The sequence below is a fragment of the Alphaproteobacteria bacterium genome (assembly GCA_035625915.1).
Lineage (GTDB): Bacteria > Pseudomonadota > Alphaproteobacteria > JACZXZ01 > JACZXZ01 > DATDHA01.
Genome location: DASPOR010000083.1, coordinates 1 through 9,314, shown reverse-complemented (window position 1 = coordinate 9,314; position 9,314 = coordinate 1). Strand labels below are relative to the sequence as shown.

General features: G+C 61.6%; 11 protein-coding genes and 2 riboswitches. Of the genes, 4 read left to right on the top strand and 7 right to left on the bottom strand.

The features are described 5' to 3' along the window. The coding region (locus VEJ16_07090) for a hypothetical protein (protein HYB09418.1) at positions 1 to 408 on the top strand (408 nt) is incomplete at its 5' end. Positions 409 to 424: 16 nt separating this feature from the next. Here the strand turns inward: VEJ16_07090 and gcvPB are convergent. The 5 genes from gcvPB to VEJ16_07065 all read right to left on the bottom strand — a co-directional run bounded on the left by gcvPB (position 425) and on the right by VEJ16_07065 (position 5,979). Continuing rightward, positions 425 to 2,002 carry an aminomethyl-transferring glycine dehydrogenase subunit GcvPB gene (gene gcvPB, locus VEJ16_07085; GenBank protein ID HYB09417.1) on the bottom strand — a complete coding sequence of 526 codons (1,578 nt, stop codon included), beginning with the start codon at positions 2,000 to 2,002 and terminating at the stop codon, positions 425 to 427. Beyond that, entirely contained in the window at positions 2,002 to 3,345 is a 1,344-nt protein-coding gene (gene gcvPA / locus VEJ16_07080; protein HYB09416.1) for an aminomethyl-transferring glycine dehydrogenase subunit GcvPA, read from the bottom strand. The genes gcvPB and gcvPA overlap by 1 nt, the downstream gene beginning before the upstream one ends. Next, positions 3,345 to 3,719 carry a glycine cleavage system protein GcvH gene (gene gcvH / locus VEJ16_07075; protein ID HYB09415.1) on the bottom strand — a complete coding sequence of 125 codons (375 nt, stop codon included), beginning with the start codon at positions 3,717 to 3,719 and terminating at the stop codon, positions 3,345 to 3,347. The genes gcvPA and gcvH overlap by 1 nt, the downstream gene beginning before the upstream one ends. 20 nt (positions 3,720 to 3,739) lie before the next feature. Beyond that, positions 3,740 to 4,855: a glycine cleavage system aminomethyltransferase GcvT gene (gene gcvT, locus VEJ16_07070; GenBank protein HYB09414.1), complete on the bottom strand. Its 1,116-nt coding sequence runs from the start codon at positions 4,853 to 4,855 to the stop codon at positions 3,740 to 3,742. Positions 4,856 to 4,937: 82 nt separating this feature from the next. Then, positions 4,938 to 5,044: riboswitch (glycine riboswitch) on the bottom strand. After that, a riboswitch (glycine riboswitch) is annotated at positions 5,045 to 5,145 on the bottom strand. A 66-nt stretch (positions 5,146 to 5,211) separates the two neighbouring features. Further along, positions 5,212 to 5,979, bottom strand: coding sequence for a class I SAM-dependent methyltransferase (locus VEJ16_07065; protein HYB09413.1), 768 nt, complete (start codon positions 5,977 to 5,979; stop codon positions 5,212 to 5,214). Positions 5,980 to 6,115: 136 nt separating this feature from the next. Between VEJ16_07065 and VEJ16_07060 the strand changes: the two genes are divergently transcribed. Then, positions 6,116 to 6,916: a helix-turn-helix transcriptional regulator gene (locus VEJ16_07060; GenBank protein ID HYB09412.1), complete on the top strand. Its 801-nt coding sequence runs from the start codon at positions 6,116 to 6,118 to the stop codon at positions 6,914 to 6,916. 117 nt (positions 6,917 to 7,033) lie between these two features. On the opposite strand, the gene VEJ16_07055 is transcribed toward VEJ16_07060, so the two are convergent. Together VEJ16_07055 and VEJ16_07050 are read right to left on the bottom strand one after the other, a co-directional pair. Next, positions 7,034 to 7,687, bottom strand: coding sequence for a hypothetical protein (locus VEJ16_07055; protein HYB09411.1), 654 nt, complete (start codon positions 7,685 to 7,687; stop codon positions 7,034 to 7,036). Then, complete coding sequence (locus VEJ16_07050; GenBank protein ID HYB09410.1) at positions 7,594 to 7,833, bottom strand: CDGSH iron-sulfur domain-containing protein; 240 nt, start codon at positions 7,831 to 7,833, stop codon at positions 7,594 to 7,596. The genes VEJ16_07055 and VEJ16_07050 overlap by 94 nt, the downstream gene beginning before the upstream one ends. Before the next feature lie 189 nt (positions 7,834 to 8,022). Here VEJ16_07050 and VEJ16_07045 point away from each other — a divergent pair, with 189 nt between their 5' ends. After that, complete coding sequence (locus VEJ16_07045) at positions 8,023 to 8,985, top strand: homoserine kinase (protein ID HYB09409.1); 963 nt, start codon at positions 8,023 to 8,025, stop codon at positions 8,983 to 8,985. Then, positions 8,982 to 9,314: ribonuclease HI (gene rnhA, locus VEJ16_07040; GenBank protein ID HYB09408.1), on the top strand; the 333-nt coding region annotated here is incomplete at its 3' end. The genes VEJ16_07045 and rnhA, both read left to right, overlap by 4 nt.

The window sequence follows — 9,314 nt, the reverse complement described above, 5'->3', positions numbered from 1 at the left end:
AGCACCACCGCTCACGCGCAGCTTGTCACCAACCCCAATCCCATCGCCAATCCGACGGTCAACGCCGGCCAGAAGGTGACGGCGATCATCTTCACCGACGGAAAGACCCACTCGGGCTCCATCGTCAACAACGGCAACGATGCGAGCGCCACGATCAGCGCCGCCCACGGTGCGGGCATCCTTTTAGGCGCCTCGACCATCGGCACCGCGGCGGCAACGGCAAACATCTCTAACGCCGGTACGATTGAAGCCGCCGCGGCTAACCTCACCCTTCGAGACGGTGCTGCGCACCTCCTCAGGGTGAGGACATTAGAAATAAAAATAATCTTCATGGTGAGGAGGCTGCCGGCGCGCTTCGCGCGCCTTCTTCTGCGTCACGCAAAAAAAGACGGCCGTCTCGAACCATGATCAACCGGATTTGGCCCTATTCCGCGGCCTCCGAAGCCATGCTTTCTGCACGCCAGCGCAAGATCGGCTTGCGCGCGGCACCGGTCTCGTCGAGGCGTTGGCGAGGGGTCGAATAAGGGGCCCCATGGAAATAGGCAGCAGCATCGGCCCTCTTCGCGCGTGCGGCAAGGCCCCGGATTACTTCGATGAATTGATCGAGGGATTCCTTACTCTCGGTTTCAGTCGGCTCCATGAGGAGGGCGCCGTGGACGACGAGCGGGAAATACATCGTCATGGGGTGAAAGCCCTCGTCGATCATTGCCTTGGCAAAATCCAGGGTCGTGACACCGGTGTCTTTCAAAAACCGATCGTCGAACAGGACCTCATGCATGCAAGGTCCCGGATATGGCAGTGTGAGCAGATCGCCGAGCCGGGCCATCAAGTAGTTGGCGTTCAACACCGCGTCAGCCGAGGCTTGCGCCAGGCCGTCCGCCCCGTGGCTCATCATATAGGCGAGTGCGCGCACGAACATGCCCATCTGGCCGTGGAAGCCCTTGAGCCGCCCGAACGGCGTGCCGGAATGCGGAGCATCCTTAGCATGCTCAACAATTCGAAAGCCGTTCGGTCCGTGAACCACGTAGGGAAGCGGGGCATAAGGGGCGAGTGCGGCAGACAGGACGACCGGCCCGCTGCCTGGCCCGCCACCGCCATGGGGCGTTGAGAAGGTCTTATGGAGATTGATGTGCATGCAGTCGATGCCGAGATCTCCCGGCCGCACGCGCCCGACGATCGCGTTGAAGTTGGCGCCATCGCAGTAGAAATAAGCGCCACTCTTGTGCAGTGCGTCCGCGATCGCGATCATGTCCGGCTCGAAGAGGCCGCAGGTATTCGGATTGGTTAGCATGAGGGCCGCAACGTCCGGCCCGAGCTTTGCCTTGAAAGCGGCGAGATCGACGCGGCCCTGGGCATTGGCCGGAATCGGATCGACCGTAAACCCGCATTCCGCCGCCGTGGCGGGGTTGGTGCCGTGGGCGGACTCGGGAACCAGCACGCGCCGGCGCTTGGCTTCGCCGCGCGCCTCGAGGGCGGCCCGGATCGCGATCATGCCGCAAAGCTCGCCGTGCGCGCCCGCACCCGGCGACATCGCCACGGCCGGCATGCCGGTCAGCGTCTTGAGCCAATGGGCGAGACGGTCGATGAGTGCGAGCGCACCTTGCACGGTCCGCTCCGGCTGGAGTGGATGGAGATCGGCGAGACCGGGAAGCCGCACCACCTTCTCGTTGAGCCGCGGATTATGCTTCATGGTGCAGGAGCCGAGTGGATAAAGCCCACTGTCGATGCCGTAGTTCTTCTGACTCAAGCGCGTGAAGTGACGCACCACTTGCGGCTCCGATAAGCCCGGCAAGCCAATCTTGCCTTGGCGTTTCAAACCGCCGAGACGCTCGGTCACTTTGGCGGGTGTTGGCAGATCGACACCCGTGCGCCCCTCCTTGCTCTGCTCGAAGATGAGCGGCTCCTCGAGCTGAAGACCGCGGTTGCCGCTTATCGTTGCAGCGTCAGGCCCGGTCGCTTGCAGTGCGCCGGGGCGGGACTTGCGATCCTGGGAAAGGTCCATCACAGCACCTCCTGGAGCGCCTTCACGAGCGCATCCATGTCGGATTCGGCAGTCATTTCGCTTGCCGCGACCAGCATGAGGTTCGCAAGTGCCCGGCGATCCGGATAGAAGCGCGAAAGCGGCACACCCGCGAGAATGCGTCGCTCGGCAAGGGTGTCGACGACATCGGCTGCCGGTTTTGAGAGGCGCAGCGTAAATTCATTGAAGAAGCTGTCGTTCAAAACCTCGACACCTTTGACGGCCTGGAGCCGGTCGGCAAGCTGTACCGCCTTCACGTGATTGAGCTCAGCGAGCCGTGTAAATCCCGCTTCGCCGAGTAGCGCCATGTGGATCGTGAAAGCGAGCGCGCAGAGGCCCGAATTCGTGCAGATATTGCTCGTCGCCTTTTCGCGGCGGATATGTTGTTCGCGGGTCGAGAGTGTGAGCACCCAGCCGCGCCGACCCTTGGTATCGACGGTTTGCCCGCAGAGCCGACCTGGCATCTGGCGCAAATACTTCTCGCGCGTGGTGAACAAACCGAGATATGGGCCGCCGAAGCCAAGCGGCACACCGATCGACTGACCCTCCGCCACCACGATATCCGCACCCATTTCACCGGGCGGTGCGACGAGGCCGAGCGAGACGATTTCCGTGACCGCGACGACGAGGAGGGCGCCACGCGCGTGTGCCGCGTCCGCAAGCGCCTTGTAGTCGCTGAGGCGGCCAAAGAAATCGGGGCTTTGCACGACCACGCACGAGGTCTCGTCGTCGACCTGGGCAGCCAGATTTTCGATGGCCCGGGCGTCGGGCTCGAGGGCTATGATCTCGAAACCACTCCAATGCGCGTGGGTGGCGCAAACCTCGCGGTAGTGGGGATGAAGGCCGCCCGAGAGGATCGCTTTCTTCCGTCCGCTGATGCGATTGGCCATCATGACGGCTTCGACGCATGCCGTCGCTCCGTCATACATCGAGGCGTTCGCAACCTCCATTCCCGTGATAAGCGCCACTTGCGTCTGGAATTCGAATAGGTATTGAAGGGTACCTTGCGAGACTTCCGGCTGATAGGGGGTGTAAGAGGTGAGGAATTCCCCGCGCTGAATGAGATGGTCGACCGTTGCGGGAATATGGTGTCGATATGCGCCGGCGCCGAGGAATGATGGCACGGCACTCGTGCCGAGATTGGTCGCGGCGAAGGCCTGGAACGCCCTTTCGACCTCAAGCTCGCCCGCATGGTAGGGCAAGTCGACGGGCTTCTTCAGGAGTGCTGCCTTCGGCACGTCGCGATAAAGGTCTTCGACCGACGGAACGCCGATTGCCTGCAGCATGGCGCCGCGATCGGTTGCGGTAAGCGGCAGATAGCGCATCAGTGGAGCCCCTCGCAAAATTTCTTGTAGGCGGCCTCGTCCATCAGGGTGTCGAGCTGCCCCTTGTTCGAGAGTTTGATCTTGAAGAACCAGCCGTCGCCCATAGGCGAAGAATTGACGAGCGCGGGCTCGCCCGTGAGCTTTTCGTTCACGGCAGAGACCGTTCCATCCACGGGGGCGTAAACCTCGCTCGCCGCCTTGACCGATTCGACGACGGCGGCGTCCCCGCCCTTGGTCACGTCCTTGCCGACCGGCGGCAACTCCACGTAAACCACATCGCCCAACTGCTCCTGGGCGTAATTGGTAATCCCGATGGTCGCCGTACCGTCAGCCTCAATGCGAATCCATTCATGCTCTTCGGTAAATTTCAGCATGGATGCCTGCCTCCCTCTCGCTAACCTCGATAATATCGATGCGCCACGAACGGCATTGGCGCAACCTTGGCCGCTCGGGGCGTGCCGCGCACTGTCAGGTTGAGCGGTGCGCCATCATTGCTTGCGGCCGTCTCCACGTAGCCCATTGCAATCGGGCCGTTCACGGTCGGACCGAATCCCCCGGAGGTGATGGCGCCGATACGCCGTCCGGATGTGTCCGTGATTTCCGTCCCTTCGCGCGCCGGCGCCCTGCCTTCGGGAATTATGCCAACGCGCTTTTTCGAGATTCCGTTATCGAGCTGATCGCGGATGACATCGGAGCCAGGAAAGCCACCTTCCATTCGGCGGCGCTTGCCGATCGACCATGTAAGGCCGGCCTCGACCGGCGATGTCTTGCTGTCGATATCGTGGCCATAAAGGCAGAGCCCAGCTTCGAGCCTCAGCGAATCGCGCGCACCAAGACCAATGGGCTTCACCTCCGGCTCAGAGAGAAGCCGCGCCGCGAGCCCCTCCGCGGATTCGGCGGGCACGGATATCTCGAAGCCGTCCTCGCCGGTGTAGCCCGACCGCGTGACGAGACACGAGATGCCGTCGAGTGTGCATGCGGCAAGGCTCATGAATTTCTGCGTGCGGCAGGCGGGCGTCAATCGCGCGAGCACGTCGGCCGCAGCAGGGCCTTGAAGTGCGAGAAGTGCACGGTCCTCAAGCGGTTCGATCCGAGCACCTCCTTCGAGGCCGCGCTTCAGATGCGAGATATCGTCTGCCTTGCATGCCGCATTGACGACGACAAAAAGATCGTCGCCCCAACGGCTCACCATGAGATCGTCGAGAATACCGCCGGTTTCGTTCGTGAACTGGGTGTAGCGCTGGCGAAAGGGTGCGAGCCCAACGATATCGCCGGGCACCAGCCGTTCGAGTGCGGTAGCCGCATCTTTTCCGGAAATACGCACCTGTCCCATATGGGATACGTCGAAGAGGCCGGCCGCAACCCGCGTTTGGTTGTGCTCCGCCATGATGCCACTCGGGTATTGAACCGGCATCTCGTAGCCCGCGAACGGCACCATCTTGGCGCCGAGCGAGACGTGAAGATCGAACAGCGGGGTACGCCTAAGGGCGTCGTCTGAAGGTGCGCTCACTCAAGGTCTCCCGTCAGGTGCCAAAGCGGGGTTCCGGCCTCATCCACGCCGGGCGCGCGAATTGCGCTCCGCGGCGGATTAGCCCCCTCTGTCTTCGGACCTGAAAGAATCACCCGAGCTTGCCGCGCGGGTTTACCCCTTCGGTGAGCAAACGCCGCAAGCGGGCGACGTCGCTGCTTTCCAGAGATGCCTAAGCCTGCGGTCCTTTTGCCTGAGAGTTTCCGGGGCGGTTGCTCCTTCGGCGCCAGCGCCGATCGTCGATCGGCGCCGGTCTCTCCCGCAGGTGTCGTAAGCGACGGCGAAATCCTTCTTGGTTGTTTCCTCGGGGCGCTAGCGTAGTCGGGGCAATGGGAATGTCAAGTCGCGACTGCTTCAAGGGTCATGGCGTCGAGGGTAAAACTGCCGTCCGCTTCGAGCGCAAGATAATTCGACACCTCGGTCGGCATCCGGGATTGCAGGGATCGGATAGCCTCGCGATGAATATCGGGCGTGCCCATGCGCTCGACCCAGGATGTGAATTCGAGGCGGAGCCGGCGCTCGGCTGTCGCACCCGGCGTGAAGCCCGCGGCAGCCACGTCACGTCGCCATTCGTCGCACGAATAGTTCCGTACGTGAGAGGGGTCGCGCAGAAGCTCGATCGATTGGAGCCAAGTGTCCAGGATCGGGCGACCGGGCGAAATGACATCGACGAAGGCGGCAACACCCCCGCGCTTGACGACACGCCGAGCTTCTCTCAGAGCGGCCGGGAAGTCCTGCCAATGATGGGCGCTGAAGCGACTGAGCACCACATCGAAGGTACCGTCATCGAATGGCAGACGCTCAACCCGCCCTTGCCTTGTGACGATATTGGCGATTCCGCGCCTTGCGGCCTCACACGAGACTGCCTCGAGCATCTCGGCGGAGAGATCGTAGGCGGCGACTTCAGTGGCGTAAGGTGCCACCTTGAAGCTGACATGGCCGCCGCCGCAACCGAGATCGAGCACTCGGCCGGCCGGTCGCGCGCTCACGATTGCGGCGAGCTGGTCGAGGTCCTCCCCTTGCGCGTGAGTAGCGCTTTTGACGTAGGCGTCGGCCCGAGAGCCGAACTGTCGCGCAACAAGATGCGCGTGGGTTGTTTTTGCCATCGCATCCAACTCCGAAGACTCAGTTTAACCCAATGCCTCGTCGCTTCGACCAAGCCAAAGGGTGACGAAAATCCGGCCATAGCACGATCGATTAAACTAGTACCAGATGGCCAATTATACTGGTATAAATTCTATCATGATAACCGAATCAAGCTCCGCTCGCCGCAGGGAACTCGCCGAATTTATTCGAATGCGCCGGGAGCGTTTGACGCCCCAATCCCTTGGCCTCCCCACTCGGGTGCGCCGGCGTACGCCTGGTTTGCGCCGGGAGGAGATGGCGGACCTCTGCGGAATGAGCGCCACATGGTACACATGGATCGAACAGGGCCGCGACGTCTCGGTCTCCCCGGCAGCCCTGGGCCGCATCGCCGAAAGGCTGCGTCTTTCGAAGGCCGAGCGGAGCTATCTCTTCGCCCTCGCGAGCAAGAGCGACCCTGCGGTTCAATCCCACGACGAGCGCGGCATTTTGCCGCCTGCTCTCGCTGCATCGGTCCACGCGATCGCCACGCCCGCCTACCTCCTCGACCATACGTGGAATGCCGTTGCATTCAATCCGCCCGCAGCAAGACTATTCATCGGCTGGCTCGCTGGCCTCGGAGAGAAGAACCTGCTGCGCTACATTTTCCTCGATCCTGCAGCGCGCGATTTCGTCTGCGATTGGGAGGATCGCGCGCGGCGCGTCATTGCCGAGTTACGCGTCGACTACAGCAGGAATATCGATGATCCGCGCATGCGCGCTCTGATCGACGAGTTGACGGAAGGGAGTGCCGCCTTCGCCCGCTGGTGGAATGAACGTGCCGTGACCGATCGCGAGGGGGGCGAGCGGACCTTTGCGCACCCGCAAGACGGGTACCTCCGTTACCGGCAGGTGACATTCAACATGGCCGCTCATCCCGAGTTCAAGCTGGTCATGCTGATCAAACTCGACATGACGTGAGCGCCGATTTCTCGAGCCGTGATCTCTTCCCCGCAACACCAATAAATCCTTGCGCATTGCCGGCTCGATGGCGCTACCGGCGACTTTCACGCTCGGGAAGAATGGGCGACGGCGCGTTCAGTTGCCGTAGCGCTGGCGGTTGTATTGAAGCTCCGCGTCCGAAAGCTGAAAACCGACCCAAATCTGCAAGCTACCGCCATTTTGGGGATATTTGAGTGGAACGAGCTGATTGATCTGCTCAACCTTGGAAACCGTGTCCTGGCCGGGTTTGAAGGGAAGGTTCAGGGGGAAATCCTGGCGCGCGAGAATCTCGCCCTGGAGGTTGACGATCGCCACGAAGTAACGGAGCTCCGCCGCGTCGACTTTGGCGGTCGGTGTGCGTTGCGCTTCGATCTGGATGCCAAGCGCCACCCTCATGCTCTCGTAAGTCTTTGGATCGTATGAGCAGTTAAGGCGTGCCTGTGCTACGTGTCCGATATACGTTATCGCTTGCTGATTGCCGTCCTGGCCGGGTGCAAATTTAGTCACCTGATCGGCTTCGCGCAGGATTTTCGCGTCCGGACACGGCAACGCTTCCTGGCCGCATCCTGCAAGTGCCCCCGAGAGCGCCATTGCGCTCAGAGCGCCAAAGACCCCCAGGCGTTTCGCAAGCCGGGCAAGAATCTGCAAGAACGAGATCACAGTTTGCTGTGTGTGCCGTCGCAGAACGGGGCGTGCGCCGAGTGCTTGCAGCCGCAAAAATACGCGTCTTTCGACTCGGTTGCGGTCCATTTGCGAGGGGAGAATTCGCTCCCCTTGTGGGAGCCGTCGCAAAATGGTTGAGACTTGCTGCGCCCGCAAGCGCACCACCAATAATCCTTGCCGGATTCGACCTGGACCGTGAACGGACCTTTTTGGGCTATCGCCGGTGCCGCCATTTACGACGCTCCTCTCCTATTGCTAGCCCCATTAATTCCGGGCCAAGCGGCGGCACTCTAGGGGAGCGGCCCCAGGGGCACAAGGGGCTGAAGAGCCGCCCCCAGGGAGCGCACCGGACATTCCAGCAGCTTGACTTGTGGCGCTGTCCCTGTTGCCCTTCGCTCGCCAGAACGGCAGATTAGCGTGCCATGGCCGTCTATACCGAAGTCTCCGACGAGGATCTCGAATCGTTCGTCGCCCAGTACGACTTAGGCGAGGTCGTCGCCTACAAGGGCATCGCCGAAGGGGTAGAGAATTCGAACTATCTCCTCCAGACCGAACGCGACACCTACATCCTGACCATCTACGAGAAACGCGTTGCGAAAGAGGATTTGCCGTTCTTCCTCGGCCTCATGGATCATCTTGCCGCGCAGGGATTTTCTTGTCCCGTGCCAATCCATGGCAAGGATGGAAATGCCCTTCGAGAGCTCTGCGGCCGACCTGCCGCGATCGTGAGTTTCCTCAAGGGCATGTGGCCGCGACGGATAGCACCCCAGCACTGCGCTTTGTTGGGCGATGCGATGGCGCGCCTCCATCTTGCGGGGCTCAGTTTCAAGATGCGGCGCAAAAATGCCTTGGGTGTTCAAGGCTGGCGCCCCCTATACGACGCATGCAAGGACCGCGCGCAAGAGGTGAGGCCGGGCCTGGCCGTCGAGCTTGGAACCGAACTCGACTATCTCGAAGCCAGTTGGCCCTCCTCCCTTCCCGAAGCGGTCATTCACGCCGACCTCTTCCCCGACAATATTTTCTTTCTCGGCAACGAGCTATCCGGCGTCATCGATTTCTACTTTGCCTGCACCGACTTTCTCGTCTACGACCTCGCGATCTGCCTCAATGCCTGGTGCTTCGAGAACGACGGAAGTTTCAACGTGACGAAGGCTAGGCTAATGCTTTCGAATTATCGCAGGCGCCGCCCGCTCTCGGCGGAGGAGATGTCGGCATTACCGGTGCTTGCACGCGGCAGTGCGTTGCGCTTTTTGCTCACACGCCTTTACGACTGGCTCAATCATCCGGCAGGGGCCTTCGTGAAGCCCAAGGACCCGATCGAGTACTTGCAGAAGCTCCGGTTTCACCAGGGCATCGCGCGTGCCGCGGCATACGGGCTCGAATGACCGGTGCTTCACGCCATGACGCCCGCGTCGTCGAGATCTTCACCGATGGCGCATGCAGCGGCAACCCCGGTCCGGGCGGCTGGGGCGCCATCTTGCGCTGGAACGGGCACGAGCGAGAACTTAGCGGCGGCGACGCCGCGACGACCAATAATCGCATGGAGCTCATGGCGGCGATCCAAGCTCTCGAGGCGCTCAAGCGTCGCACAACGGCGCGCATTCACACCGATAGCATTTATCTCAGGGACGGAATCACGAAATGGATCATGCGTTGGAAAACGAACGGCTGGCGCACGGCCGACAAAAAGCCCGTCAAGAATCTCGACCTCTGG

Bases quoted from the DNA above. Each gene is read 5' to 3' on its own strand.
- gcvPB (HYB09417.1), bottom strand. From the start codon at position 2,002: ATGGACCTTTCCCAGGATCGCAAGTCCCGCCCCGGCGCACTGCAAGCG.
- gcvPA (HYB09416.1), bottom strand. From the start codon at position 3,345: ATGCGCTATCTGCCGCTTACCGCAACCGATCGCGGCGCCATGCTGCAG.
- gcvH (HYB09415.1), bottom strand. From the start codon at position 3,719: ATGCTGAAATTTACCGAAGAGCATGAATGGATTCGCATTGAGGCTGAC.
- VEJ16_07065 (HYB09413.1), bottom strand. From the start codon at position 5,979: ATGGCAAAAACAACCCACGCGCATCTTGTTGCGCGACAGTTCGGCTCT.
- VEJ16_07060 (HYB09412.1), top strand. From the start codon at position 6,116: ATGATAACCGAATCAAGCTCCGCTCGCCGCAGGGAACTCGCCGAATTT.
- VEJ16_07055 (HYB09411.1), bottom strand. From the start codon at position 7,687: ATGGACCGCAACCGAGTCGAAAGACGCGTATTTTTGCGGCTGCAAGCA.
- VEJ16_07050 (HYB09410.1), bottom strand. From the start codon at position 7,833: ATGGCGGCACCGGCGATAGCCCAAAAAGGTCCGTTCACGGTCCAGGTC.
- VEJ16_07045 (HYB09409.1), top strand. From the start codon at position 8,023: ATGGCCGTCTATACCGAAGTCTCCGACGAGGATCTCGAATCGTTCGTC.